Below are 25,714 nucleotides of genomic sequence, written 5' to 3' on the forward strand. Positions count from 1 at the left end.
ACCCCCATGAGTGTCACGAAGGCCGTCATCCCTGCCGCTGGACTGGGCACCCGCTTCCTGCCTGCGACCAAGGCCACGCCCAAGGAGATGCTGCCGGTCGTCGACAAGCCGGCCATCCAGTACGTCGTGGAGGAGTCGGTCCGGGCCGGCCTCGACGACATCCTCGTCATCACCGGGCGCAACAAGGGAGCCCTCGAGGACCACTTCGACCGCAACTGGGAGCTCGAGGCCGCCCTCGAGGCCAAGGGCGACGAGCACCGGCTGAGGAGAGTCCGCGAGTCGGCCGACCTCGGCAAGGTGCACTTCGTGCGCCAGGGCCAGCCGCTCGGCCTCGGCCACGCCGTCCTGGTCGCCAAGGAGCACGTGGGAGACCACCCGTTCGCCGTCCTGCTCGGTGACGACCTCATCGACGGCCGCGACCACCTCCTCGAGGAGATGGTCCGCGTGCGCGAGGAGCGTGGCGGCAGCGTCATCGCCCTCATGGAGGTGCCGCGCGAGTCGGTCAACCTCTACGGCTGTGCCGCCGTGGAGCCCGTCGAGGGCGACGTCGTCAAGGTGACCGGGCTGGTCGAGAAGCCGTCGCCCGACGAGGCCCCGAGCAACCTCGCGATCATCGGTCGCTACGTTCTCGACCCGTCGGTGTTCGAGGTGCTCGAGCACACCAAGCCGGGCCGGGGCAACGAGATCCAGCTGACCGACGCCCTCCAGGAGCTCGCGGTCTCCGGCCAGCCGGGCGGTGGCGTCCATGGCGTCGTCTTCCGCGGCCGACGCTACGACACCGGCGACCGCCTCGACTACCTCAAGGCCGTCGTGAAGCTGGGCCTGGTGCACCCCGAGCTGGGCAAGGACTTCGGCGCCTGGCTGGACGAGTTCGCCGAGGAGCGGGCGAAGCGGGCCGCCGAGGAGTCATGATCTCGGTCGAGGAGCACCTCGGGCGGATCCTCGGCACGGTCCGGCCCCTGCCCCCCTTCGAGCTCGGGGTGCTGGAGGCGCAGGGCTGCGTGCTCGCCGACGACGTCGTGGCCCAGGGCCAGCTGCCCGGCTTCACCAACTCGGCGATGGACGGGTATGCCGTGCACGCGGCGGACCTCGAGGGGGCCACCCCGGAGAGCCCCGTCGTGCTGCCGGTGGTCAACGACATCGCGGCCGGCAACACCAACGCCCTCTCGCTGGCGCGGGGCCAGACCATGCGCATCATGACCGGCGCCCCGATGCCTCGTGGCGCCGACGCCGTCGTGCCCGTCGAGGCGACCGACGGTGGCGTGGTGCACGTCTCGCTGCGGTCCGCGCCGGTCCCGGGGCAGCACGTCCGGCACGCCGGTGAGGACGTGCAGGCGGGCGAGGTCATCCTGCGCGCGGGTGCGCTGCTCGGTCCGGGGCAGATCGCCCTGCTCGCGGCGGCGGGGACCGCCCGGGTGCGGGTCGTGCCCAAGCCTCGCGTGGTCGTGCTCTCCACCGGCGACGAGCTCGTCGAGCCGGGGAAGGAGCCGGGGTTCGGCCAGGTCGTCGACTCCAACTCGCTGATGCTCACGGCGGCCGTGCGGGCCGTCGGGGCCACGCCCCACCGGGTCGGGGGAGTGCCCGACGACGCCCGCCAGCTGATGGAGGCCCTCGAGGGCCAGCTCGTGCGCGCCGACGCGATCATCACCACGGGCGGGGTGAGCATGGGCGCCTTCGACACCGTCAAGGAGGTGCTCTCGCGCGTGGGCACCGTGCAGTTCGACAAGGTCGCGATGCGGCCGGGCATGCCGCAGGGCTTCGGCGTGCTCGGGGTGGAGCGGGTGCCGGTCTTCACGTTGCCGGGCAACCCCGTCAGCGCGCTGGTCTCGTTCCACGTGTTCGTCGCCCCCGCGCTGCGAGCGATGGCCGGGCGGCCGGAGAAGGCGTGGCCGCCGGGGTTCGTGCCGGCGACCGCAGCCGAGTCGTGGCGCTCGGTGGAGGGGAAGATGGAGTTCACCCGGGTGGTATTCGACGACGACCGGGTGCGCCTCGCCGGAGGGCAGGGCTCGCACATGCTCGGCGCGCTTGCCGCTGCCGAGGCGCTGGCCGTCGTTCCCCCGCAGGTCACCGAGGTGCACGAGGGCGACGAGCTGCTCTGCCTGCCACTGCTCGGGACGGACGCGCCGTGAGCGAGGGCCCGGGCGAGCGGCTCACCCACGTCCGCGACGACGGCTCGGCACACATGGTCGACGTCTCCGGCAAGCAGGTGACCGCGCGGCAGGCGAGCGCGAAGGGCCGGGTGCTGCTGTCCGAGGCGGCGGTGGCGGCGCTGCGCGCCGGGAACGTGCCCAAGGGTGACGCGCTCGCGGTGGCCCGCATCGCCGGCATACAGGCGGTGAAGCGCACGCCCGACCTCATCCCGCTCGCGCACCCCATCGCCGTGCACGCCGTGGCGGTCGACCTCGAGGTGGTCGACGAGGGCGTGGAGATCGCGGCCACCGTCCGCACGGCGGACCGCACCGGCATCGAGATGGAGGCCCTGACCGCGGTGGGCGTCGCCGCGCTCACGGTCATCGACATGGTCAAGGCGGTCGACCGGCACGCCCGCATCACCGACGTGCGGATCACCGCCAAGTCGGGTGGGCGCTCCGGCGACTGGCAGGAGGGGCAGTGAGTGCCCTGCGTGCCGCGGTGATCACGTGCTCGACGCGCGCGGCCACCGGTGTCTACGAGGACAGGGGTGGCCCGCAGATCACCGCGGCCCTGCGTGACTGGGGCTTCGACGCGGCCGACCCCGTGGTCGTCGCCGACGGCGAGGCCGTCTCCGAGGCGATCGCGGCGGCCCTGGAGCGGCGCCCAGCGGTGCTCATCACCACAGGCGGCACGGGGTTGACCCCCACGGACCGCACACCGGAGGCGACCGCTCCCTTCATCACCCAGGAGGTTCCCGGCATCGCCGAGGCGCTGCGGGCGGCGGGGATCGCAGGCGGCGTGCCGGCCGCGATGCTCTCGCGCGGGATCGCCGGCCTCGCCGGGTCGACCCTCGTGGTGAACCTCCCCGGCTCCGCGGGCGCGGTCCGCGACGGGCTGGCCGTGCTCGGGCCGGTGATGCCGCACATCGTGTCCCAGATCGGCGGCGGCGACCACTGATGGCCCGCTGGCCGGTGGAGCTGCGGGCGTCGACGCCCGCCGGGCAGGTCATCGAGCTCGGGCCCCTGCACCGGCGCGACCGCCGCGAGTGGCAGGCGGTGCGCCAGCAGAACCGGCCCTGGCTGGAGGAGTGGGAGGCCACCTCCCCGGACGGGCGCGCCCCGGGCCTGGGCTTCCGGGCGCTGGTGCGGCACTACAACCGGGAGGCGCGGGCGGGGCGGATGGTGCCGTTCGTGATCCGGTCGGAGGGGCGGATCGTCGGCCAGATGCACCTGTTCGGCCTCTCGTGGGGGTCGCTGCTGTCGTGCGCGGCCGGCTACTGGGTGTCGCAGTCCGTGGCCGGTCGCGGCATCGCGCCGACCGCGCTCGCGGCGTCGGTCGACCTCGCCCTCGACGACCTCGGCCTGCACCGGGTGGAGGTCAACATCCGTCCTGACAACGCGGCCAGCCTGGCCGTGGTGCGCAAGCTGGGCTTCCGCGACGAGGGGCTGCGCGAGCGCTACCTGCACATCAACGGCGCCTGGCGCGACCACCGGACCTTCGCCCTGACCCGTGAGGACCTCGGTGGGACGACCCTCCTCGAGCGTTTTCACACAAACCACAACAGTCACATTGGCGACACACCGCCGCACGTCCCCGGTGGCGGCGCGGAGGGCACCTAACGTTTGTGCCCGTGCAGCCGAGCAGTCTGATCTTCCTTGTCATCATTGCAATCTGGGCTGCCTACTTCATCCAGCACTGGGTCCGCCGCCGCGAGCACCTCGCCACCGCCCGCTCCGTCGACCGGTTCTCGGAGTCGATGCGCGTCCTCGAGCACCGCTCGGCACTGCCCGTCGCCGACCTCTCTGCCCCGCAACCGCGTTCGTATGCCGTGAGCCCGGCTCGCACGGCCCGTCCGGAGATCCTGGTCAAGCGCGCCGGCCAGGCGCCGGCCGTTGACCCGGCCGCTGCTCCGAAAGCGGCGCCGGCGGCTACCGCCCGCCCGGCCTCCCGGCTCACTCGCAGGACGCGCGGCCTGACCCTGCTCGGCTCCCTTGCCGCCATCCTCGTCGCGGTCGGTCTCGCCGCCTTCGGTGTCGTGCCGTGGGTCGCGGTCCTCGTGCCGGTGGGGGCCTTCGCCGGTGCCCTCGTGTGGGTGCGTCAGGGGGTGCGGGCCGAGCAGGCCGCCCGCCGCGCAGCCGTGGGGCCGATGGCGACTGGTCGACCCCAGGCCCGGGCCGCCGACGCCGCGCGTCCCGGCCGGGACGCGCGCCGCACCGGCTCGTCCTCCGCGTCGTCTTCCGCAGCGCGTAGTTCCGTGCGCGAGAACGCACCCGCCCCGGCCCCCGCGGCCGAGCGCCAGGCCCCGTCGTCCGCCGACGACGGGCCGGGCGCGCCGGTGCGCGAGTCCTTCTACGACATCGAGGCGGCTGAGCGCCCGAGCGTCGCGGTCGACCCCGCCGAGGCGGCCGACGAGGCGCCGGCCGTTCACGCCGCCCCGGCGACGCCGCTGGTCGACGAGGACGACATCCCCCTCACCTGGGACCCGGTGCCCGTCCCGCGCCCGACCTACACCATGAAAGCGGTCGCGTCGCGCACGCCGGCTCCGCCGGTGGCCTCGGGCGTGCCCCCGGAGCTGGCCGAACCGGCATACGACGAGCCCGTGCGCCGCGTCGCCGGCGCCTGACGGTCACCCCCCACGCCTCACCGGCCCCACACCGCTCGCGCGCCGGCCTCGCCCGCCAGGGCGACCACCGCCGCAGTCCCTGCCGAGGAGACGACGACGGCGGCGGCGAGCACCCAGCGCCCGGTGGCGCCGCGACGGTGTGGCCGGCGCAGGTAGAGCCACTGGGCGCTCGTGGTCACCGCCAGCGCCGCAGCCCACGGCAGCACCTGCAGGCCGAGGTCACGGTGGCGCGCGATGAAGGGCGGGTTGCCGAGGTCCTCGGCCAGGGCCAGGCCCGCCGCCGTGGTCAGCGGCACCACGAGCAGCCCCGCGACGGCGGCGAGCGGGACCAGGAAGGTCAGCTTCCGCTGCGCCGCAGGCCAAAGGCTCACGGCGACGGCGGCCGCAGCCGTGAGCGGCAGGACCACCACCGCGACGTGCACGAGGAGTGCGTGGGCGGGAAGCCCGTTGACCTCCATGATCAGTAGGCGGGAGTGGCCGGGCGGCTGGAGGGCTTCTCGGTCACCATGGTCCCGTCCGGTCGCACGACGTACCAGACACCGCCGACCCCCTGGCCGAGGACGTCGCCGGCCTTGGAGTCCTTGGCGAACAGGTAGAGCGGCCGGCCGTTCACCGTCAGCTGCCTCGACCCGTCGGCGAGGGTGATCGTGCCGACCTGCCCGGTCACGCCGCTGACGGCAGGGCTCGACGACGTCGTCGTGATCGGCGGCCACGCCTGCAGGCAGGGTCCCGAGCAGGCGCTCTTGCCGGAGTTCGGCGTGTCCTTGGTGAAGTAGTAGGCCGTCATCTTCTTCCCGTCGACGACGATGCGCCCCAGGGCGCTCTCGGCGACGGCAAGGTCGGCGGCGGCGTTTCCGGAGGAGCCGGCCGTCGTGGAGGAGCCGCCGTCGGACGAGCCGCACCCGGCCAACGCGGCCAGCGCCACCGCGGCCAGCGCCGCCACCGGCGCCCTGCCCAGGATTCGAGAGACCATCTCGGATCTTCCTTTCGTGAGTCTGGTGACCTGGTGGTGGAGACGAGGCACCCGCGTGCGCGGTTCACCTCGGCGGTGGGTGAACCGGCGAGGGGGCTGTTTCGTCCTTTACGGCATCGTGCTCCGGCGAGACGATCGGTGCGGGAGAGGGTGGTCGTGGGATCGACCCGGAAGGAAGAGGCGCTGCGCGGCCTGCACGACCGGCACGCGCCCGAGCTCTGGCGCTTCGCGCTGCGGTTGACGCATGACCCCCAGGTCGCCGAGGACGTCGTGCAGGAGGCGCTGCTGCGGGCCTGGCGCGACCCCGGCCTGGCCGATCGCAGCGACGCCGCAGCGCGCGCCTGGCTGTTCACCGTGACCCGGCACATCGTGGTCGACCGGTGGCGCAGTGCGGCCGTGCGTCACGAGGTCGACGGCGCCGAGGGCGTGGAGCAGTCGGTGGCGGACCGGACGAGCGAGGTGCTCGACCGGTGGCTGATCGCCGACGCGCTCGGGGCCCTGTCCGCCGAGCACCGTGAGGTGATCGCCGCCGCCTACTACGAGGGCAGGAGCGTGGCCCAGATCGCCGAGGCCCTGCGGATCCCGGCGGGCACCGTGAAGTCGCGTCTGCACTACGGGCTGCGCAGCCTGCGCCTGGCCCTGCAGGAGAGGGGAGTGACGCGGCCATGAGACCAGGTGACCGCTACGCCGAGTGGGATGCCGCCTACGTCCTCGGAGCGCTGTCCGCCGCCGAGCGGCAGGAGTACGAGGGGCACCTCGCGCAGTGTCTGTCGTGCCGGGGGGCGGTCGCCGAGCTCGCCGGTATGCCGGGGCTGCTCGCCCAGGTGCCCGCCCACGAGGCGCTCACCGTGGGGGCCCCGGACGAAGGACCGCTGACGGTGCGGCCGCCGGCCTCGTTGATGCCCGAGCTCTCGCGGGAGTCGGTGCCGCGGCGGAGGGCCTGGCTGGTGCCGGCGGTCGCGGCCGCCTCGGCTCTGGTCGTCGGGGGGCTCGGCGGCTATGCCCTGTCCTCGATGGGGGCCGAGACCGGCCGGCCGCCGCTGACGAGCGTGACGCAGGGGCCGGTGCGGCTGGCCTTCTCCGCTGTGGTCCCGTCCACCATGACCGCGGTCCTCGACGTCGCGCGTTCGGGCACCGGCACCGAGCTGAGGGTGGAGTGCCAGTACGCGACCACCGGCCCCACCGGGTACGACCCCGAGGCGGCCTGGGCGGACTACGCCATCTGGGTCGTCGACCGGGAGGGCAATGCCGAGCTGGAGAAGACCTGGACGGCCCGGCCGAACCGGGTCATGCGCCCCACGGCGCGGACGCCGCTGGCGCCTGAGGAGATCGCGGCCGTGGAGATCCGCCGCGTCGACACCGGTCAGACGGTGATGCGCGCCGCGCGTGCGTGAGCCGGTTGGTTGTCCGCTCGCGCCGGGTGTTACAGTTTCGTCCGCATCGAGGGGCTGTGGCGCAGTTGGTAGCGCGTCTCGTTCGCAATGAGAAGGTCAGGGGTTCGAATCCCCTCAGCTCCACCCGACGGAACCCCGTCTGACCAGCGCAAACGCGCCAGGTCGGGCGGGGTTCTTCCTTGGCCATTCGGACCCCGCCTCTCTTCGTGTGCCCGCGGCGCGTCCCCGTGCGTTGAGGCGCTCCAGGCCGCCCTCCGGCTCGGCCCGCGGTACCACGAGCGTCAGCATCGGGACCTCCACGAAGTCGCGGACCCGAACGGCGCGCAGCTCCGCCGACCTTGGGAACGCGGGTCAGCACAACGGGGTTGGCCAGGATCAGCCGCTCTCGCACCGCCCAGGCGAAGAAGGACGACAGTGACGCGCGGAACCGGCGGACCGAGGACTCGGCCAGACCACTCTGGGTGAGCGCGATGAGCGCCCGGCTCACCTCGCGGTCTGTCACGGCGTTGACCGAAAGCGCGGCCAGCGAGTGGGGGACCAGCCGCACCAGCGCAGCGTCGGAGACGTCGGTCTTCGCCGAGACCGAGTGACGGCGTTCCTGCAGCCACATCGGCAGCCGGGAACGGACCGTTGCACGTCCCGCCCTCGGGTCGACGCCGCCAGTCCGGCGCCCACCACTACCACACCACCTGCGAGGCGTAGTCGTAGCAGCCCGCGCAGAGCGGCTGCCCCACGTTCGGGTCGTCCTCGCCGTGCACGGTCATGCAGGGCGTCGGGAGTCCGTGCGGGCAGCGGTGGCCGGCGTCGCGGCGGGGCCGGCACCGTCCGCCGTTCGGCCGGTCCCGTGCACGGGTCCGAAGGAGGGGGCGGTGAGGGTGGCGAAGACCAGCGGGTTGTCGGCCACGGACTCCGGGACGGTCTTGCCTCCGGCGATGCCGGCGGATCAGCTGGAGGGTGTCCGCGGCATACAGGCGCGAGCAGGACTCGCACTTGTCCGTACGGCGGTTCCCGCACCGGGTGAACGTCACGCCCAGCCTCTCGTCCGCCGAGCCGTATGAGCGGATGAGCGACCCGGTGGTGGTGTCGAACTCTTCTGACCGCCCGACCAGGCGAATGGGGTTGGCGCAGAACCCCACCCGTGAGAGGGCCTGCGACCAGTCGTCGTAGTCCCTGGGCAGCATGCGGGCGAGGAGCTGGCGCTCGGCGATCTCGTTGAGATCGAGCTCGAGCGGGCGGTCTTCCCCGGAGCGTAGGGGAGGCGGCGCATGCTCCGCGTGGTTGCGGGTTGTCGGCGACATGGCAACCCCCTCACAAGGGTGTGCCGTGCGGAACGAGGGGGACCGGTCCGCACGGAACACCCGGTATGTGGGCGCACCACCTTGGGGGGAGCCGTCAGCGCCCTGGTCCCCCTCGGTCGCTGGTCTATGAGCTTGAGCCAGCCGTCGGTGTCATCGTGCGGTTGAGCAGGGAGCCACCCCCACCAACCGCGCACAACGACGAGCTTCCGCAGAGTTCACGTCTCGAATTGCGTTGTACCACAACAGGTTGCGGTCCTGTCGGGCAGCCGAGGTCTGCGTTGTCGACATTTCGACGGTGACAGTCGGGGTGCCCCTCGTCCACTCTTTGTCCGATTTGCCCGGTTCCCTTGACCGGATCTCTACCCAGGACCCGAACCGTATGGCCCAAAGACGGACGAAGGCTGAGACGGCGACTCCGCGGGCTGCCGGACCCAACGCTTCGCCCAGGGTCATCCGCAGCGGGTGACGCGAGGACGGCAGGACCTGCGCACGGTGGAGTTGATCAGCGGTGTGCACAGCTGCCGTCGCGGCCTGCTGCGAGAGGGGGAGGCATGGCAACTTCCTCACTGGGTCACTCCGATGGCCAGTGATGTCGAGGGTGCATCCACCCATAGATCGCCCGTGGGGGCGCAGCGGGGACTGGCCGGTGCGGATATCCCTGCCTGGTTCCGTAACGCCGGCGTCGGCGCTTGGCTGTTGCTCGGCATCGCCGGAGTTCTCAGCCTCCTGCTGGTCCTGATCGCGTTAGTTGCGGACGTGGCCATCCCGCTGGCGATCGCTGCTGTGCTGGCGGCCATCCTGGTTCCACTTGCTGATCGTCTGGAACGGTGGCGCGTGCCCCGGTGGCTGGGAGCCACATTTGTCCTCATCCTTGCGCTCTCGATGATCGTGGTCACGATCGCCGTGGTCATCAACGGGCTCACGAGCCAGAGTGACGAGATCTGGGCCCAGGTGGAAGCCTCGTTCAAGCACGTGGACGACGGGGCCGCGTCTTCGGATGGAGCCTCAGGCGGCCTCGTAGACGCGGCCCATGAGGTGGTCCGCGTGCTCACCTCAGGGGTCCTGGGGTCCCTGTTCAGCTCTGCGGGCAGCCTCGTCGTCGGGTCGGTTCTGGCGATGTTCATGCTGCTGTTCCTATTGAAGGACTGGGAGCAGATCGTCGGTTGGTCGGCCGGCCGCCTCGGGCTGCCTCCGGCGCTGGGTCGTAGCGTCCTCGACGGGACAGTGAACGCCTTTCGTGGATACGCCGCCGGGCTGACCTTGATCGGTGCGGCGAACGCTGTGGTCGTTGCCATCGGGGCCCTTGTGCTAGGCGTTCCGCTTGCAGGAACGATCGCGCTTGTCTCCTTCGTCACCAGCTATGTGCCCTACCTCGGTGCATTCGTCTCCGGCGCATTCGCTGTGCTGATCGCATATGGGTCCGGCGGCCTCGGCGACGCGGTGGCGATGTTGGCAATTGTGCTTTTGGCCAACAACACCATCCAGAACGTGGTGGAGCCCTTCGCGTTCGGGACTCGCCTGCGCCTGCACCCGCTCGCAGTCCTGCTCACCGTGACGACGGCGACGCTGCTCTTCGGAGTGATGGGAGCGATTCTGGCCGCGCCGCTGACCTCCGCTGCGGTGAACGCCTATCACGAGCTACGGGGCGAGAACCTCATGGAGCGTGGGCCTTTCGCCTCTGATGGCCTCTGAGGTCCCGCGGTCCAGTGGTCACAGGCGCGCAGCTCGGTGGCCGTGTACGAGAGGAATCGGACTATGACCAATACGCAGATGCTGCTCGTGGCGGCTTACCCCGATGTCGAGGTCGCCGAGGCTGAGTTCCGGACGCTTGCCGACAAGATTCGAGCCAAGGAGCTGTCGAGCCAGGGCATGATCCTCGTCGGCAGGGACGCCGACGGTACGCCTCGACTGATGGACACCGGCAACCACCTCGGCCGTCGTGGTGCGGGTTGGGGCGGTGGAGCGGGTGTCCTGGTGGGGCTGTTCGCCCCGCCCATGCTCGGAGCGGCGGCGGTGGGCGCCGCCGCCGGGGCGGTGGTCGGCCACTTCGCCGGCCACAAGCTCACCGCGGCCATCCAACAGCAGGTGGGTGCGGGGCTGAAGGCGGGCACGGCGGCGATCATCGGCGTGTTCCCGGCCGAGTCTCGGCTCGACGTCGAGCGGGTTCTTCCGGGCTCACCCCTGAAGTCCGTGGTCGAGAGCGACGAGCGCGGCATCGATGAGCTGAAGGCGAAGCTGGCGGAGGCGATGGGCAACTTCAACCCCGACCGGAGCGTCCTGCCTGTACCGGACCGCGGCTTCAGCGGCGTCGGCGGTCGGACGATCGACGAGTCCGTGGGCGACTGGAGCATCGTGGCGCCGACGAAGGCACCCGAAGGTGCGCCCAACGTCCTCGTCGTTCTCATCGATGACGCCGGCTTCGGGGGACCCGACACCTTCGGGGGAGGGATCCGGACGCCGAACCTCACCCGCGTCCAGCAGCAGGGCATCACCTACAACCGGTTCCATGTGACCGCGGTCTGCTCCCCGACGCGCGCCGCGATGCTGACAGGGCGCAACCACCACCGGGTTGGCATGGGTGGGATCGCGGAGTTCCCCGCGCCGTTCCCCGGCTACACCGGTATCCGCCCGCGGTCCTGTGCCGCGTTGCCTCGGATCCTCAAGGAGAACGGCTACGTCACCGGCGGGTTCGGCAAGTGGCACATCACCCCCGGGCATGACATGGGCACGGCAGGATCATTCGACCACTGGCCCACAGGATGGGGTTTCGACCACTGGTGGGGCTTCCTGACCGGAGCCGCGGGTCAGTACGACCCGATCATCACCCAGGACAACTCGACCCTCGGTGTTCCCGAGGGTCCGGACGGGAAGCCGTACTACTTCCCGGACGACATCACCGACAAGGCGGTCGAGTGGCTGCACGCGGTCCGCGCCCAGGACGCCGAGAAGCCATGGTTCGTCTACTACTCGACCGGTGCAACCCATGCCCCCCACCACGTGGCCAAGGAGTGGGCGGACAAGTACAAGGGCCAGTTCGACGACGGCTGGGACGTGTACCGCGAGAAGACCCTCGAACGGCAGAAGAGGCTCGGCATCGTCCCGCCCGGGACCGAGCTCACCGAGCGGCCCGCAGCGTACCCGGCCTGGGACAGCCTGAGTGACGCGGAGCGCAAGCTGTACGCCCGCCAGATGGAGGTGTTCGCCGGTTACTCGGAGAACGCCGACTGGAACGTCGGCCGGATGCTCGACGCGGTCGAGGAGATGGGCGAGCTCGAAAACACTCTGGTCATCTACGTCTGGGGCGACAACGGGGCTTCGATGGAGGGCACCATAACGGGCTCGTTCAACGAGACCACGTTCTTCAATGGCGTGGTGCTCGACGCCGAGGAACAGTTCAAGATGATCGACAAGTACGGCGGCCTCGAGGAGCTCGGCGGCTTCCACACCGCCCCACACTTCGCGGCTGCCTGGGCCCACGCGAACAACGCGCCGTTCCAGTGGGGCAAGCAGATGGCCAGCCACCTCGGTGGGACGCGTGACCCGATGATCATCTCGTGGCCGAAGAGGATCGCCGGCGGTGGCCACCTGCGGGCGCAGTTCACCCACTGCATCGACATCGTTCCCACGGTCCTGGAGGTCATCGGGCTACCCGAGCCGACCGTCGTCGACGGAATCGAGCAGGAGCCGATGGACGGCACCAGCTTCGCCTACACCTTCGACACACCCGAGGCCGCCGAGCAACACACGGTGCAGTACTTCGAGATGTACGGCAGCCGCGCGATCTACAAGGACGGCTGGTGGGCCTGCACCAAGCTCGACAAGCTGCCTTGGGACTTCTCCCCCGCCACCCTTTCGAGGTTCGGCCCCGGCAGCGGCTGGGACCCCGGCCGGGATCCTTGGGAGCTGTACTACCTGCCCGACGACTTCTCCCAGGCCCATGACCTGGCTGCCGACAACCCCGAAAAGGTCGCCGAGCTGGTCGAGCTCTTCTGGGCCGAGGCCGAACGCAACCGCGTCCTTCCGCTGCTCGGCGGGTTCGCGGTGTTCTTCGGGATCCTGCCGCCGATGCCGACCCAGACCCGGTTCACCTTCGCAGGCGACGTCCAGAACATCCAGACCACGCAGATCCCCCGGATCATCGGTCGCTCGTACGCCATCGAGGCGGACGTGCACGTGCCCGAAGGGGGCGCCGAGGGCGTGCTCGTGGCCTTTGCCGACTTCATCGGCGGGTTCGCGCTGTGGGTCGACCAGAAGCGGCTCCTGAACCACACCTACCAGTACCTCGGCATCGACACCTACCGACAGACCTCCACCGAGCCGATCCCCACAGGCGACATCACCCTCAAGATGCTGTTCGAGGCCGACCAGCCGACCCCGGGCACATCCGGCCACGTCACGCTGTGGGCCGGTGACAAGCAGATCGGGGAGGGAGACATCCCGCGCACCGTCTCGCTGATCTTCACGACCTACGCAGGCATGGACATCTCCCGAGACAACGGCGGCGTCGTCGACCTCGACTACGAGGACCGGGCGCCCTACGCCTTCACCGGAACCGTCCGAAACGTCGTCTTCGACCTGGCGCCCCACGCCCACGACGAGGACCTCTCCCTCCACGAGTCCACCGCCCAGGCCGCACTCGCCCACGGGGCAGCCGGCTGAGCCTCCGCGCCGGAACCAACCGGTACGGCGTACCCAGCAGCACGATAGGAGTCATGCATGAGCATCAACATCGACGAGCTCGGCCCGGTCGACTGGATCGTGGTCGAGTTCCCTGAGCCGAGGTTCACCGGCGAGATCGCCCCGATCCTCAAAGACCTGGTCGACCGCGAGCTGATCCGCGTCCTGGACCTGATCTTCCTGAAAAGGGACCGGGAAGGCGGGTACGAGGTCCTCGAGGCCACCGACATGGAGGACAGCGAGATCGGTGAGCTGCGCGCCTACGAGACGGAGCTGGCGATGCTGCTGAGCGAGCAGGACGTCAACGACCTGGTCGAGACCATCGAGCCGGGAAGCGCGGCTGCCGTTCTCGTGTGGGAGAACCTGTGGGCCGCCCCGTTCGGTTCCGCCGTCCGTCGTGCTGGCGGCCAGCTGGCAGCCAGCGGGCGCATTCCGATCCAGGCGGTGATCGCGGCCGTCGAGGCCGACGCCGCCGAGGCCGACGAGGAAGGAGACTGACATGCCCATGGCAGCCAGGCGCAGGAGGAGGACCGTAGCCGCGGTCGGAGGTGCCGTCGTGGTGGCGCACGGCATCAACCGTCGATCTGACCGACGAGAAGACCGCCGCGACGACCGCCGCGACCGTTTCGGCCGCGACTGACCATCCCCGAGCGAGAGGGCCCAGCCGACAGAGGCGGCTGCTGTCTTCGCCCCACCTCACGCACCGGCACAGACCCTGCCCGGGGCCCACCGAGACAGGAGAGCCACCGTGGATGTCACGGCCATCGTGGTGGTCACCGCGGCGTTGTTCGTCTGGGGGCTGATCTCAAACCGCCTGGAGCGGGCCGACGTCACGGCGCCGATCGCGTTCGTCGTCGTCGGCCTTGCTCTGGCCGGACTGGGCTTGGTCGACGGCCCGTCAGGACCAGAGGCCGTGACACCGCTGGTCGAGCTCACGCTGGTGTGGGTGCTGTTCTCCGACGCCGCGCGGTTGCCTGTGCAGGAGCTGCGCCGCGATGCCGGCCGCTACCTCCGCCTGCTGGCGATCGGCCTGCCGCTGACCATCGTGCTGGGCTGGGGGTTGGCCGCCTTGTTCTTCCCAGGGCTCGGCATGTGGCTGGCCCTGTTCGTCGGGGCGGCACTGGCCCCAACCGACGCCGCCCTCGGGGTGCCGGTCGTGAGCAACCCCGTCATTCCCTCACGTATCCGGCAGCTCATCACCGTCGAGAGCGGCCTCAACGACGGCATCGCCACCCCTGTGGTGATGCTCGCCATCGCCGGAGCCGCTGCCGCTGAGGGACTGGAGCACGCCGAGAGCGCGGGGCATGCCGCCGTCGAGCTGCTCATCGGCGCGGCGGTAGGCGTCGCGGTCGGCGGTGTGGGCGGCCTGGCACTGCGGACGGCCCGTCGCCATGAGACCGCCGCGGAGTCGTTCGCCGGCATCGCCGTCCTGGCGTTGGCGCTGGCGGCGTACGCAAGCGCCCTGGCGTTGCAGGGCAACGGCTTCGTCGCAGCCTTCTGCGGGGGTCTGGCGTTCGGAGCGTGCGCCGGTCGCCGGGCTCCGGTCGAGCTGGAGTTCCTCGAGCAGACGGGCATGCTGCTGGCGTCGCTGGTGTGGATGGCCTTCGGTGCTGTCGCCGTCCCGATCATGCTCGACCGCATCGACGGCAGGAGCATCATCTACGCCGTCCTGAGCCTCACGGTGGTCCGCATGCTCCCCGTCGCGCTCGTCTCGCTCGGTGCAGGTCTGGACCGCACCACGATCCTGTTCATCGGCTGGTTCGGCCCCCGTGGTCTGGCCTCGCTGGTGTTCGCGCTTATCGCCCTGGAAACGCTCGGGACCCAGGCCGACGAAGCCGTGACCGTACTCGCCACGACCGTCCTGCTCAGCGTCGTCGCGCACGGAATCACTGCGGCACCGCTCGCACGACGCTACGGCGAGTTCGCAGCCGCTGCCGGTCCTGAGCCCGGTGGGCCTGTCGAGGTCACCCCGCTGCGCCGTCGGTTGAGCCGATGACGAAGTACGAGGCCACCACGGGTCCGACTCCCACCATGCCCGCGGCACGACGTCTCTTCCATGTGATGGTCAAGCCCACGGGTGCCGTGTGCAACCTGGACTGCGAGTACTGCTTCTTCCTGTCCAAGGAGATGCTGTATCCCGGCAGCAGGTTCCGCATGGCCGAGGACCTGCAGGAGGCCTACATCCGGCAGATGCTGGACGCCCATCCGGACGCGTCCGAGGTCGTGATGGCCTGGCAGGGCGGCGAACCGACCATGATGGGTCTGGACTTCTTCCGGCGGGCGATGGAACTGCAGGAGCAGTTCAAGCGTCCGGGTCAGCGGGTCCTGAACACGCTGCAGACCAACGGAACCCTGCTGAACGACGAGTGGGGCGCCTTCTTACAGGAGAACGACTTCCTGGTCGGGATCTCGATCGACGGACCGCCCGCGATGCACGACACGTATCGGGTCGACAAGGGCGGCAAGCCCACGTCGCAGCGGGTGCTGAAGGGGCTCGACGTGCTGAAGAAGCACGGCGTCGAGTGGAACGTGCTGACCACGATCCACGCCGGCAACGGCGATCACGGCGACGAGGTCTACCGCTACCTGCGCGACGAGCTCGGCGCGTCGTTCATCCAGTTCATCCCGATCATTGAACGGGCGACGCCGGAGACTCTGCAGATCGCGGACGCGGGCTGGGGGAGTGGGGTGCACGGCCGACCCCTGTACGTCCAGGATGGCTCCTTGGTGACCCACCGCTCAGTCTCACCCGAACAGTACGGGCGGTTCATGATCGAAGTGTTCGAGGAATGGGTCCGCCGCGACATTGGGTCGGTATACGTCCAGATCTTCGACACCGCCTTGGCCTCGTGGTACGGCGAGGGCGGAGGCATGTGTGTCCACGCGGAGACCTGCGGGTCCCAGCTGGCACTGGAACACAACGGCGACCTGTACTCGTGCGACCACTTCGTCGAGCCGGGCTACCTGCTCGGCAACATCGGCGACCGGACCATGCTCGAGCTGGTCAACCTGCCGCAGCAGCGGAAGTTCGGGCAGGACAAGCGTGACACGCTGACCCTGTTCTGCCGCGACTGCGACGTACGTTTCGCCTGCAACGGGGGATGCCCCAAGGACCGGTTCGCGACTGCTCCGAGCGGAGAGTCCGGTCAGCACTACCTGTGCTCGGGATACCTGTCCTTCTTCCACCATGTCCGCGAGCCGATGGAGGCGATGGCCCACCTCTTGCGGGAGGGCCGCGCCCCGTCAGAGCTGATGGCCGTGTACGCCCGCGACGACGCAGACCGTGGCCACAACGAGCCCTGCACATGTGGGTCGGGCAGGACGTGGAAGAAGTGTCACGGATCGGTGGGCGATGACAGACCCCAAGCAGACCGCTGACACCCGCAGAAGCCGCCCCCTGGGTTTGCCGCGCGCAGTCAGCAGCGCCCCCGACGGCATGGCCTCTGCGGCGCTGATCGGGGTGAACCCGGTGTGCGGCCTGTACGCGAGCCTTGCGGGCCCGATCGCGGGCGGCCTGACCTCCAGCGCCGGGCTGATGGTGATCGCCGCCACGACCGCCGCCGCCAGTCGGACAGGGTTCTTCCATGGTCATTCCGGCTCCGCCTTCTTTCGTGTGCCCCGGCGTGGCCCGATCGTTGAGACGCTCCAGTCCGGTGTGCTTTGTATGGAACTGCCCGCGGCTTTCAGGATGGCAGGCAGTAGTCCCGACGCTCGGGTGCCGGTGTTGGCCAGACCCTCCCTCACCATCCCCAGAGGGTGATGTGTCACCGAACGAGTCGTTCATAGCGTCGTGGAGACGAGCCTGATGGGAGACAAGCCATGACCGCCGCTCAAAGCCCAGTTCCGCGGGCCTTCACCAGCGATGACTACCGGCAACGGATGGAGCGGGTGGTCGACAGTGCGGCGACTGTCGGGCTGGCCGGGGTGGTGGTGACTCCCGGACCTGACCTGGTGTGGCTGACCGGTTACCGGCCCACCGCGATCACTGAGCGGCTGACGATGCTAGTGCTCCGAGTCGACGAGCAACCCGCGTTACTGGTCCCAGTGCTCGAGCGTCCCGACGTGGAGTCGGCTGAGGGCGTGGAGGCTGTGACGCTGTTGGACTGGGCCGATGGCACGGACCCCTACCAGGCGGCCGCCCGGCTCCTGGACACGGCTGGGACGTACGGCATTTCGGATTCCGCCTGGGCCCTGCACCTGCTGGGCCTCCAAGGCGAGCTGCCAGGCACGAAATACCGGTCCCTGACGGAGTGCCTTCCCATGATGCGGGCGGTCAAGGACAGCAGTGAGGTGGCGCGGCTGGAAGCCGCCGGGCAGGCGGCTGACGCGGCCTACGGGGAGATCCTCCGTATGGCGTTTGCCGGCCGCCGCGAGACGGAGGTCGCGGCCGACCTCGCCGAGCTGCTGCGGCGGTTCGGGCACGAGCAGGTCGACTTCACCGTGGTGGGTTCCGGGCCCAACGGCGCCAACCCGCACCACGAGGCTGGTGACCGGGTGATCCGCACGGGGGACGCCGTCGTCCTTGATTTCGGTGGCCTCATGCACGGCTACGGCTCGGACACCACCCGGACCGTGTCGGTGGGGGAGCCGTCGGCGGAGCTGGTCGCGGTACACGGCGTGGTGAGGCGCGCGCAACAGGCGTCCTTCGAGGCGGTGCGTCCCGGCGTGACCTGCCAGCAGATCGACCGGGTGGCGCGGCGGATCATCACGGAGATGGGCTACGGCCCGAACTTCATCCACCGCACCGGGCACGGCATCGGCGTCACGACCCACGAGCCGCCCTACATGGTGGAGGGGGAGACCCAGGAGTTGGTGCCTGGGATGTGCTTCTCGATCGAACCGGGCATCTACCTTTCCGGCCGGTTCGGCGTGCGGATCGAGGACATCGTCGTGGTGACCGAGGAGGGTGGTCGGCGCCTCAACGCCACCGACCACGGTCTCGCCGTTGTCTCCTGAACTGGCGTACCCGCCACCGGCCTGCTGTCTACGACGGAGCTCTGACCTGCCGGTTCTCATCCCTGCCGGGTGAGTCCGACCCGTGGAGTCGCTCCTAGCGTGGAAGCGATCGCTTCCACAGTGTCGTGACAGGGGTTGATGGCGATGACGACTGACTCCCGCATCTCTTCCCGGACCCTCACGTCAAGGGGTGCTCGACCATGAGTGCCGCTGACGTCCCGGTCAGCGGATCCGTGCCCGTCGAGAGGGCGCGCACCCGCGCACCCGCCGCGGCATACATCTCCTGGGTGGCCCTGGCGCTGATGACCACCAGCTCTGTGGCGAGCTTGCGCCCGGCACCGACCATGGCGGTCTACGGCCTGGCAGCGGTGTTCCTCTACGTCGTGCCCGCCATCATCTTCCTCCTGCCGACCTCGCTGGTCTCCGCCGAGCTCGCCTCGGGCTGGGAGGGGGGTGTCTACAAGTGGGTGTCGGAGGGCATCTCCAAACCGATGGGCTTCCTCGCCGTCTGGTGCCAGTTCGCCATGACGATCTTCTACTACCCCACGCTGCTCGGGTTCGTGGCCAGCACGCTCGCGTACGTGATCAACCCCGACCTCGCGAGCAGCGGGGTGTGGACGGCGCTCGTCATCGTGGTCGTCTACTGGACGGGGGTGTGGGTCTCCTCCCGTGGCACCAAGGGCATTGCCGGCCTGGCCAGCGGTGGACTCATCATCGGCACGCTCATCCCGGGTGTCCTGCTGGTCACCCTCGGCCTCGTCTTCCTGGGGCAGGGGAACGAGTCGGCTGCCCCCATGGACGCCGACCACCTGCTGCCCGAGTGGGCGGGCCTGGCCAGCCTGGTGCTCATCGTGAACAACTTCCTGTCCTACTCGGGCATGGAGATGAACGCGGTGCACGTGGGGTCGCTGAAGAACCCGTCCCGGGAGTTCCCCCGCTCGATGTTCCTGGCGATGGGCCTGGTGCTGCTCATCTTCATCCTGCCGGCGCTGGCGATCAGCTGGTTCGTGCCGGCCGAGCAGCTCTCCCTGACCGCCGGCATCATGCAGGCGTTCGAGGCCGTCTTCGCCGAGTTCGGGTGGCAGTGGCTCACCCCGATCATCGGCATCATGCTCGTGGCCGCCTCGCTCGGCGGCATGCTCACCTGGCTGGCCGGGCCCTCCAAGGGCCTGTTGCTGATCTCGCGGCAGGAGGGCTACCTGCCCCCCTTCCTGCAGAAGCTGAACAAGAACGGCGTGCAGCAGAACATCCTGGTGACGCAGGGAGCGATCACGACCGTGATCGCCTTGGGCTACGCGCTGATCCCAACGGTCTCGAGCGCCTACTGGATCTTCTCGGTCATCACCACGCAGGTCTACCTGATCATGTACCTGCTGATGTTCGTCGCGGCGGTTCGGCTGCGGCGCAGCCACCCCGACCACCCGCGCGGCTATCGGGCGCCCATCCTGGTGTCGCTGTGCGGCGTCGGCTTCGCCGCCTCCCTGGCCGCCCTGCTCGTCGGGTTCATCCCGCCGTCGCAGTTCGGGGAGGGCAATGGTGGCGTGTACGTCCTCATCGTGGCCGGCGGTGCCCTTGGCCTCGGCCTGCTCGTGCCCTTCCTCTTCTACCGGATGCGCAAGCCCTCCTGGAAGCAGCCCGAGGAACCCCGGGCGGAGGTGACGCAGTCATGAGCACCGTGCAGGAGACCCAGACGACCCAGGAGCGCCGCACGCTCTACATCGCCCTGGCCGTGGTGCTCGGGCTGCTGATGGTGGTCGGCCTGATCGCCTTCCGCTCCGCCAAGTCGACGGCGGAGGCGCAGGAGAAAGCTGCCCAGCTCATCACCGAGCTCGAGAACGCCGGCGCGAGGGCACCCTCGCAGGAGGCCATCGTGCGGCTCCTCGGTGACGACGGTGGCTTCGTGTGCCAGGACCCCAACTCCGCGCTGGCCAGGGCGTCCCTCCTCGCGGGGCTGGCCAACGGTGCGGGTGGGCCGGGTGTGCGAGCCACCATCGCGAACAGCAAAGCCGTCCAGGGTGAGCTGCTGGTCATCAAGGTCTACTGCCCGGACGAGCTCGCCGACTTCCAGGAGTTCGTTGACGGCCTCAAGCTCGAGAGCTCAGGGGGGTGAGCCATGACGGTTCGCACTGACCTCAAGGACCGTGTCGACGAGCTCATGCCGCTGGCCCGCGCGGAGCTGGCGGAGCTGGTCTCGATGCGGTCGGTGGCCGACCCGCGGCAGTACCCGCAGCAGGAGTGCGACAACGCCGCGCAGTGGGTGCGTGAGCGGTTCGCCGCACAGGGGTTCACCGATGCCCGCCTGGTCGAGACGGCCGACGGCAGCAAGGCTGTTGTTGGTTCGCGGCCGTGCGACACGCCCGGTGCGCCCACCGTGCTGCTGTACGCGCACTACGACGTGCAGCCGCCGCTGGACGAGCAGGCCTGGCGCACGCCGCCGTTCGAGCTGACCGAGATGGACGGCCGTTGGTACGGGCGCGGAGCCTGTGACTGCAAGGCCAACATCCTCATGCACCTCACCGCGCTGCGGGCCCTGGAGGGCGACGTTCCGGTCAACCTCAAGCTCGTGGTCGAGGGGTCGGAGGAGCAGGGCACCGGTGGGCTGGAGGGGCTGGTGCCGCAGCAGCCGGAGCTGTTCGCCGCCGACGCGATTCTGGTCTGCGACACCGGCAACGCCGCGGTCGGCCGTCCGGCCGTGACAGTCAGCCTGCGCGGCATGGTCAACGTCGTGGTGACGGTGCGGGCACTGAGGTCCGAGCTGCACTCCGGGATGTTCGGCGGTGCCGCGCCCGACGCCCTGGCCGCGCTCATCGCCATGCTGGCCTCGCTGCGAGACGCGAAGGGCAACACCACGATCCGTGGGCTGGACGCAACCCAGTCCTGGTCAGGTGCGCCGTACGACCCTGCCCAGTTCGCCGGTGACGCGGGCGTCCTCGAGGGCGTCGAGCTGCTGGGGGACGGCAGCGTCTCGGACATGCTTTGGTCGCGCCCGGCCGTCACCGTCCTCGGCATCGACTGCCCGCCGGTGGTCGGCTCCGCCTCGGCGATCAACCCCCACGCCGCCGCTCGCCTGAACCTGCGGATCCCCCCCGGGATGGAGCCGGAGCAGGCCGAGGCGGCGCTGCGCGACCACCTGTTGGCGGCCGCCCCGTGGGGGGTGCACGCCGACGTGGTGCTGGAGGCGTCCGGCGCACCGTTCCGCGCGACGGTGGACGGGCCGGCATACCGGGCCATCGCGGCAGCGATGGAAGAGGCCTACGGCGTGCCGATGACCACTCTCGGACAGGGCGGCTCGATCCCGCTGTGCAACGTGTTCGCCGACACCTACCCCGGTGCGGAGATCATCCTCATGGGGACCGAGGAGCCGCAGGCTCTCATCCACGCCCCCAACGAGAGCGTCGACCCGCGCGAGATCGCCGCCATGGCGCTGACCGAGGCGCTCTTCCTCCAACGCTACGCCGGCCCCCGCGAGTAGATCCTGGCCGGCTGCGGACAAGGCAGCAGCCGGCCCCCAGGTGACAACACTCGGCAGGCCGCGAGAATCCGAAGGGGAGAGTCCACGTCTTGTTCGCGAACGGTAGTGAGGGCGTGACGCATGTCGAGAGCGGCGTCGACTCACACGCGGTGGCGCGTGGCGGTGGGGTCAGGCTGCTGGCGCTGTCCGCGCAGCTCTCCGGGGAGTGGGCAAAGCCATGGTGAGCCAACGAAAGACCGTTGTTGACGGGAAACGGCTGTGGGCTGGTGGTCTGGCCACCGCAGGCGTAGCTGCACTCATCGCCTGGCTGGGCACCTTGGTCAGTCGCGCCCTGCTGGACATCGAGGTCGCCGAGTCGGCAGCAGCTGTCGAGGTGACCGACACCTTCGTGGCGAACTACGCGCTCACCGCGGCCACCTTCGCAATCGGCGCGACCGCGCTGGCCCACGTCCTCGTCCTGACCACGCCCACACCGCGTGCATTCTTCTCCTGGATCGTGGGCCTGATGACAGCCGCAGCCGTCGTCCTCCCTTTCACCCGAGGCGACGATCTTGCGGCCCAGGTCTGCGCGTCCGTCATCAACCTCCTCATCGGGACGGCCATCGGATCGCTGCTCGCATCCGTCCTCTCGAGGACCGCCTTCGATCGCGAAGGATCCTGGCAGGGATGACTCGGACGGGCCGCGCGTGACCACCCCAGCCCGCTTGGGGAGCGCACTCATGACTGAGCGGAAGAGCGAGCACCACGTGCCAGCGCCCGGCGAGGTGGTCGAGGCCGCCCGCCAGACGATGGGCTCTGTGCGAGTGCGCATCTGGCTGGACACCATGGGTCGGGGTCCTGGCTGATCCAGCGCTAGTGGATCGGTGTGGCGGTCGTCGGCAACGTATGCATGTGAGCCGCCGCTGCCGCCGCGGAGTCATTGACGGTGCCGCGTGGCTGGCGGTGCCTGCCCATGAGGACAGCCATGAGGACGCCGACGAAGCTGATCACCGCCATGACCCACGACGCGGCCGCCAGCCCGGACGCCAGCGCCTCCGAGGCCGGTTGGCCTGCGGCGGTCCGGTCGGAGATCACCGCCCCGTAGATCGTCGCGGCCAGCGCGGTAGCAACGGCCGCGCCCACATACCGGGCCATGTTGGAGACACCGGATGCCGAGCCGACCTGGTTGGCGGGCACGCACGCGGTCGACGCCGACGAGGAGGGGCCGTTCGACAAGCCCATCCCGACAGCGATCGCCGCGAGCGGCAGGACGAACGCGCCGTACCGCCAGTCCGCCTTGACGAATCCGACCGCGGCGAATCCGACCGTGGTGATGAGGAATCCGACAGCGATCACCTGGCGCCCGCCGAGCTTCGCCGCGAGGCGCGGCACGAGAGGGGCGACGGCCACGAGGCCGGCGGTAGCGGGCAATGTGGCGAGGCCGGCCTGGAGTGGGGAGAACCCGAGGGCGTTCGGATTCTGGAAGTACAGGCTGACCAGGTACATCAGGCCGTTGATCGTGCCGGCGCCGATGAGGATGGCGATGGTGGAACCGACGAGGATCCGGTTGCGCATCAGGTGCAGGTCGAGCATCGGGACGGCCACCCGGCGCTCCACGGCGACGAAAGCGAACCCCGACACGACCCCGATGAGGACGCAGATGATCGTGGCGGCGGAGAACCAGCCCCAGTCCGCTCCCTTGCTCAGTGCCAGGATGATCGGCGCGAGGGTCATGGCAATGAGCACTGAGCCCGCGTAGTCGATGGCGCGCGACCGGGTGGGGTCGCTCGACTCAGCGACGGTCGCCGCCGTCACCAGCATGCAGACGACCGCGATACCCGCGTCCAGCCAGAACAGTCCCTGCCACCCGGCGAGTTCGACCAGCACCCCACCCATGAGCGGACCTGCCGCTGCCCCGACAGCCGCGGCGGCTCCCCACAGCGACACCGCGCGGAGCTGCGCCTGGCCGCTGTTCGCGACCGACAGCAGACTCAGCCCGCACGCGAGGATCGTCGACCCGGCAGCGCCCTGGACGACGCGGCCAGCGATCACCGCACCTCCCGAGGACGACATTGCGATGAAGACACACGACAGCACGAACAGCAGTAGCCCGCCCTGGAACACTCTCCTGCGGCCGAACACATCACCCAGCGAGCCCGACGTCACGATGACGGCCGCGCCGACGAGCGAGTACCCGGTGACAGCCCACTGCAGCGTCGTCACGTCCATGCCGGTGTCCTCGCTGATCGCCGGCAGCAGGATGCTCACTGCAGAGGTGTTCGCGTTGACAACGAGCGTGGACAGGCACGTCGCGGCGAGCACCCCGCGAGCTGTCGACGTCGACGAAGCGGCCGCCGTCACGTCCCCGCCCCCTGGCCTGCGGACGAGCACATCCCCGACACCAGGCTCTCCCTTCGCCACGCCTGCGCCCACCTGACTCACCCACGACGCTAGGACGGCACCCCGGAAGGGGCCTCATCCCCTGGGGGTGACCGCTGCGAAGCCCGTCTGGTGCTGGGATTGGTGCTGAGCTTTCGACAAGCGAGGCGTCGTGGGCCCTGTGGTCGCGAGGGACAACACGGCCCGGGCTGTCCTTGCCAAACAGTTCCAGGCCGCATGCAGGCTGCAAGCCAGCCAGGGAGATGTCCCGGGTGGACGTCACGGCTAGATCCCTCTCCACGTCGACGTGGACCGTCCGATCCGCTCCGACACCCCCGAGCCGACGAGGACGCCCACGGCGATCGCGACGATCGACAGGAGTGCGTTGAGGAAGTCGCCGAGCCCTGCCGCCTGGTCCGCACCCACGATCTGCGCGACGCCGGCGAGCCCGAGCGCTCCGGGCACCAGCAGCCAGAACGTGGGGAGGAAGGTGACCGGCACCGGCGGCCCACTTCGGCGGCTCTGGATCGCGTAACACACCGGCAGGACCACTGCGGCTGCGAGGAAACTGGCGCCCAGTGAGCCCAGCAGGCGCCCCGAGAGGGCCTGCACGCCATAGGCGGTGTACAGCACGACCAGCAGCCAGCCGAGGGTGCGCCGCGGCGCTGAGGAGGCCACGTACTGGCCGGCCCCGAAGATGAGCACGCCCAGCCAGGGGGCCCAGGCACCCAGGGCCGAGCGGCCCTGGCCGGTAGACGGCGTCAGCCCGGCGAGCTGCGCGCCCATGGTGATGCCGAAGGTCAGGAGGAGCAGGCGTTCCAAGCCGCCGACCAGGCGCGCCGATCCCGCGAGCATGTCGCCCGTTGACAGCTCGACTGTCGCCATGGTCAAAGCCGCGCCCGGCAGGAAGGTGACCAGCGAGGGGATGACGATGTCGAGTGCTGATGCGTCGAGTGCGGGCGCCAGCCACTTGAACACCAGCCAAGTCACGACAATGGCGGCGACAACAGGCAGGACGAGGGTGAGGATCGGCTCGCGGTCCGCCCACCACCGCAGCATCCCGACGAGCAGGCCCAGCAACAGGAACGCAGGCAGCGCAGTGGCCGTGGGACTCAGCATGAGCCCCAGGCCGACGGTGAGGACACCGCTGCCCAGTATCGCGGCAACGGCGCCGAACCTCGGCTCGGCGGTCAACAGGGCCTGCAGGCGCGCCATGGCGCCTTTGGCGTCCACCTGCGTGAGCCGGATGTCGTCGATCAGGCGGTAGAGCGCGTCCACCTGGTCCAGGCGCAGCGGTGTGCCGGCGCCCGTCTCGAAGTCCACACTGCTTGACGGTCCCAGGTCGATGCGCACGAACACTCCGGTCGGCACCACGAAGAACGTGAGGCCGGTGGCGCCGTACACGGTGGCGACCTGGCCGAGGATCAGGGCGACACGGTCCGCGGGTTCTCCCGCCCGGGACATGGTGATGCCGAGGTGGCGCAGGAGGTCGAGCACTTCCTGCGGCGGCGGAGCCGGGACCGGCTCGGGTTGGGGCACGGGCGAGGCGGCCAGCGGCGCCATCCGCCGTACCGCCACTTCGGCCACACGCTCCCAGGCGCGCTGGCCGAACGTGCGCACCCTGGGCCGCGGGGCGGGCCGACGCGGCTCCTCCGCTGCCGAGTGCGTCTCGCCAGCCATGTGCTCAAGACTGCCACCGGTGAGTTCCACGGCTACACGTCCAGAGGGGATGAGGCGAAGTGGCGGGCCAGGTTCCTCCTCGGCGTCGTGATGGGTTGCCGGACTCCCGCATGGCGCCCCGCGCTGCAGGCGCTTTGCGCCTTCCGCGCA

The 25,714-nt window shown here is 70.1% G+C and carries 24 protein-coding genes and 1 tRNA gene; 21 read left to right on the forward strand and 4 right to left on the reverse strand.

From position 1 onward, the window contains the following. Positions 1-6: 6 nt before the first annotated feature. From galU to P2F65_RS17590, 6 genes are read left to right on the forward strand one after another with little or no spacing between them, the layout of a single operon-like run. Positions 7-912: a UTP--glucose-1-phosphate uridylyltransferase GalU gene (galU, locus tag P2F65_RS17565; protein WP_275810872.1), complete on the forward strand. Its 906-nt coding sequence runs from the start codon at positions 7-9 to the stop codon at positions 910-912. Further along, on the forward strand, positions 909-2,129 hold the full coding sequence (gene glp / locus P2F65_RS17570; protein WP_275810875.1) for a gephyrin-like molybdotransferase Glp: 1,221 nt from the start codon (positions 909-911) through the stop codon (positions 2,127-2,129). Before galU ends, glp begins: the two co-directional genes overlap by 4 nt. Then, positions 2,126-2,614 carry a cyclic pyranopterin monophosphate synthase MoaC gene (moaC, locus tag P2F65_RS17575; RefSeq protein ID WP_275810878.1) on the forward strand — a complete coding sequence of 163 codons (489 nt, stop codon included), beginning with the start codon at positions 2,126-2,128 and terminating at the stop codon, positions 2,612-2,614. Before glp ends, moaC begins: the two co-directional genes overlap by 4 nt. After that, entirely contained in the window at positions 2,611-3,090 is a 480-nt protein-coding gene (locus P2F65_RS17580; protein ID WP_275810881.1) for a MogA/MoaB family molybdenum cofactor biosynthesis protein, read from the forward strand. Before moaC ends, P2F65_RS17580 begins: the two co-directional genes overlap by 4 nt. Then, positions 3,090-3,752 (forward strand): GNAT family protein, encoded by a 663-nt coding sequence (locus P2F65_RS17585; RefSeq protein WP_275810884.1) that lies wholly within the window; start codon positions 3,090-3,092, stop codon positions 3,750-3,752. The genes P2F65_RS17580 and P2F65_RS17585 overlap by 1 nt, the downstream gene beginning before the upstream one ends. A gap of 11 nt (positions 3,753-3,763) precedes the next feature. Next, positions 3,764-4,756, forward strand: a complete 993-nt coding sequence (locus P2F65_RS17590) for a hypothetical protein (RefSeq protein ID WP_275810887.1) — start codon at positions 3,764-3,766, stop codon at positions 4,754-4,756. Between the two features lie 17 nt (positions 4,757-4,773). Here P2F65_RS17590 and P2F65_RS17595 read toward each other — a convergent pair whose 3' ends face one another. Continuing rightward, positions 4,774-5,214 (reverse strand): DUF2231 domain-containing protein, encoded by a 441-nt coding sequence (locus P2F65_RS17595; RefSeq protein WP_275810890.1) that lies wholly within the window; start codon positions 5,212-5,214, stop codon positions 4,774-4,776. A gap of 2 nt (positions 5,215-5,216) precedes the next feature. Further along, positions 5,217-5,729, reverse strand: coding sequence for a hypothetical protein (locus P2F65_RS17600; RefSeq protein WP_275810893.1), 513 nt, complete (start codon positions 5,727-5,729; stop codon positions 5,217-5,219). 156 nt (positions 5,730-5,885) lie between these two features. Here P2F65_RS17600 and P2F65_RS17605 point away from each other — a divergent pair, with 156 nt between their 5' ends. From P2F65_RS17605 to P2F65_RS17675, 15 genes are all read left to right on the forward strand, one after another. Next, on the forward strand, positions 5,886-6,398 hold the full coding sequence (locus tag P2F65_RS17605; RefSeq protein WP_275810896.1) for a sigma-70 family RNA polymerase sigma factor: 513 nt from the start codon (positions 5,886-5,888) through the stop codon (positions 6,396-6,398). Next, on the forward strand, positions 6,395-7,123 hold the full coding sequence (locus tag P2F65_RS17610) for a zf-HC2 domain-containing protein (RefSeq protein ID WP_275810899.1): 729 nt from the start codon (positions 6,395-6,397) through the stop codon (positions 7,121-7,123). Before P2F65_RS17605 ends, P2F65_RS17610 begins: the two co-directional genes overlap by 4 nt. Before the next feature lie 50 nt (positions 7,124-7,173). Then, positions 7,174-7,246: transfer RNA gene (locus tag P2F65_RS17615), tRNA-Ala, on the forward strand. Between the two features lie 338 nt (positions 7,247-7,584). Further along, positions 7,585-7,713 carry a hypothetical protein gene (locus tag P2F65_RS17620; RefSeq protein ID WP_275810902.1) on the forward strand — a complete coding sequence of 43 codons (129 nt, stop codon included), beginning with the start codon at positions 7,585-7,587 and terminating at the stop codon, positions 7,711-7,713. A 1,329-nt stretch (positions 7,714-9,042) separates the two neighbouring features. Then, positions 9,043-10,113, forward strand: coding sequence for an AI-2E family transporter (locus P2F65_RS17625; RefSeq protein ID WP_275810905.1), 1,071 nt, complete (start codon positions 9,043-9,045; stop codon positions 10,111-10,113). Between the two features lie 63 nt (positions 10,114-10,176). After that, positions 10,177-13,080: an arylsulfatase gene (locus tag P2F65_RS17630; protein ID WP_275810908.1), complete on the forward strand. Its 2,904-nt coding sequence runs from the start codon at positions 10,177-10,179 to the stop codon at positions 13,078-13,080. A 57-nt stretch (positions 13,081-13,137) separates the two neighbouring features. Next, positions 13,138-13,596 carry a DUF6325 family protein gene (locus P2F65_RS17635; protein WP_275810911.1) on the forward strand — a complete coding sequence of 153 codons (459 nt, stop codon included), beginning with the start codon at positions 13,138-13,140 and terminating at the stop codon, positions 13,594-13,596. Positions 13,597-13,846: 250 nt separating this feature from the next. Continuing rightward, complete coding sequence (locus tag P2F65_RS17640; RefSeq protein WP_275810914.1) at positions 13,847-15,094, forward strand: cation:proton antiporter; 1,248 nt, start codon at positions 13,847-13,849, stop codon at positions 15,092-15,094. After that, on the forward strand, positions 15,091-16,476 hold the full coding sequence (locus P2F65_RS17645) for an anaerobic sulfatase maturase (RefSeq protein WP_275810918.1): 1,386 nt from the start codon (positions 15,091-15,093) through the stop codon (positions 16,474-16,476). The genes P2F65_RS17640 and P2F65_RS17645 overlap by 4 nt, the downstream gene beginning before the upstream one ends. A gap of 441 nt (positions 16,477-16,917) precedes the next feature. Continuing rightward, the gene (locus P2F65_RS17650) at positions 16,918-18,054 is read left to right on the forward strand and encodes an aminopeptidase P family protein (RefSeq protein ID WP_275810921.1); all 1,137 of its coding nucleotides are present in this window, start codon (positions 16,918-16,920) and stop codon (positions 18,052-18,054) included. 200 nt (positions 18,055-18,254) lie between these two features. After that, positions 18,255-19,724 carry an APC family permease gene (locus tag P2F65_RS17655; RefSeq protein WP_275810924.1) on the forward strand — a complete coding sequence of 490 codons (1,470 nt, stop codon included), beginning with the start codon at positions 18,255-18,257 and terminating at the stop codon, positions 19,722-19,724. Further along, positions 19,721-20,164: a hypothetical protein gene (locus P2F65_RS17660; RefSeq protein ID WP_275810927.1), complete on the forward strand. Its 444-nt coding sequence runs from the start codon at positions 19,721-19,723 to the stop codon at positions 20,162-20,164. The genes P2F65_RS17655 and P2F65_RS17660 overlap by 4 nt, the downstream gene beginning before the upstream one ends. 3 nt (positions 20,165-20,167) lie before the next feature. Beyond that, on the forward strand, positions 20,168-21,526 hold the full coding sequence (locus P2F65_RS17665) for a dipeptidase (protein ID WP_275810930.1): 1,359 nt from the start codon (positions 20,168-20,170) through the stop codon (positions 21,524-21,526). A 205-nt stretch (positions 21,527-21,731) separates the two neighbouring features. Then, positions 21,732-22,196, forward strand: a complete 465-nt coding sequence (locus P2F65_RS17670; RefSeq protein WP_275810933.1) for a DUF6069 family protein — start codon at positions 21,732-21,734, stop codon at positions 22,194-22,196. Between the two features lie 49 nt (positions 22,197-22,245). Further along, positions 22,246-22,371, forward strand: a complete 126-nt coding sequence (locus tag P2F65_RS17675; protein ID WP_275810936.1) for a hypothetical protein — start codon at positions 22,246-22,248, stop codon at positions 22,369-22,371. Between the two features lie 7 nt (positions 22,372-22,378). Here the strand turns inward: P2F65_RS17675 and P2F65_RS17680 are convergent, their stop codons facing one another. Next, on the reverse strand, positions 22,379-23,896 hold the full coding sequence (locus P2F65_RS17680) for an MFS transporter (protein WP_345803718.1): 1,518 nt from the start codon (positions 23,894-23,896) through the stop codon (positions 22,379-22,381). A gap of 273 nt (positions 23,897-24,169) precedes the next feature. Next, positions 24,170-25,564, reverse strand: coding sequence for a threonine/serine exporter family protein (locus P2F65_RS17685; RefSeq protein ID WP_275810942.1), 1,395 nt, complete (start codon positions 25,562-25,564; stop codon positions 24,170-24,172). Positions 25,565-25,714: the final 150 nt, after the last annotated feature.

Origin of the sequence: Knoellia sp. p5-6-4 (genome assembly GCF_029222705.1) — a bacterium.
GTDB lineage: Bacteria > Actinomycetota > Actinomycetes > Actinomycetales > Dermatophilaceae > Pedococcus_A.

What these genes read in the sequence shown, in the direction of transcription:
- P2F65_RS17660 (WP_275810927.1), top strand. Translation starts at nt 19,721, where the DNA reads ATGAGCACCGTGCAGGAGACCCAGACGACCCAGGAGCGCCGCACGCTC.
- P2F65_RS17675 (WP_275810936.1), top strand. Translation starts at nt 22,246, where the DNA reads ATGACTGAGCGGAAGAGCGAGCACCACGTGCCAGCGCCCGGCGAGGTG.
- P2F65_RS17585 (WP_275810884.1), top strand. Translation starts at nt 3,090, where the DNA reads ATGGCCCGCTGGCCGGTGGAGCTGCGGGCGTCGACGCCCGCCGGGCAG.
- P2F65_RS17600 (WP_275810893.1), bottom strand. Translation starts at nt 5,729, where the DNA reads ATGGTCTCTCGAATCCTGGGCAGGGCGCCGGTGGCGGCGCTGGCCGCG.
- glp (WP_275810875.1), top strand. Translation starts at nt 909, where the DNA reads ATGATCTCGGTCGAGGAGCACCTCGGGCGGATCCTCGGCACGGTCCGG.
- P2F65_RS17650 (WP_275810921.1), top strand. Translation starts at nt 16,918, where the DNA reads ATGACCGCCGCTCAAAGCCCAGTTCCGCGGGCCTTCACCAGCGATGAC.
- P2F65_RS17665 (WP_275810930.1), top strand. Translation starts at nt 20,168, where the DNA reads ATGACGGTTCGCACTGACCTCAAGGACCGTGTCGACGAGCTCATGCCG.
- P2F65_RS17610 (WP_275810899.1), top strand. Translation starts at nt 6,395, where the DNA reads ATGAGACCAGGTGACCGCTACGCCGAGTGGGATGCCGCCTACGTCCTC.
- P2F65_RS17655 (WP_275810924.1), top strand. Translation starts at nt 18,255, where the DNA reads ATGAGTGCCGCTGACGTCCCGGTCAGCGGATCCGTGCCCGTCGAGAGG.
- P2F65_RS17635 (WP_275810911.1), top strand. Translation starts at nt 13,138, where the DNA reads ATGAGCATCAACATCGACGAGCTCGGCCCGGTCGACTGGATCGTGGTC.
- P2F65_RS17685 (WP_275810942.1), bottom strand. Translation starts at nt 25,564, where the DNA reads ATGGCTGGCGAGACGCACTCGGCAGCGGAGGAGCCGCGTCGGCCCGCC.
- P2F65_RS17630 (WP_275810908.1), top strand. Translation starts at nt 10,177, where the DNA reads ATGACCAATACGCAGATGCTGCTCGTGGCGGCTTACCCCGATGTCGAG.
- galU (WP_275810872.1), top strand. Translation starts at nt 7, where the DNA reads ATGAGTGTCACGAAGGCCGTCATCCCTGCCGCTGGACTGGGCACCCGC.
- P2F65_RS17595 (WP_275810890.1), bottom strand. Translation starts at nt 5,214, where the DNA reads ATGGAGGTCAACGGGCTTCCCGCCCACGCACTCCTCGTGCACGTCGCG.
- P2F65_RS17645 (WP_275810918.1), top strand. Translation starts at nt 15,091, where the DNA reads ATGACGAAGTACGAGGCCACCACGGGTCCGACTCCCACCATGCCCGCG.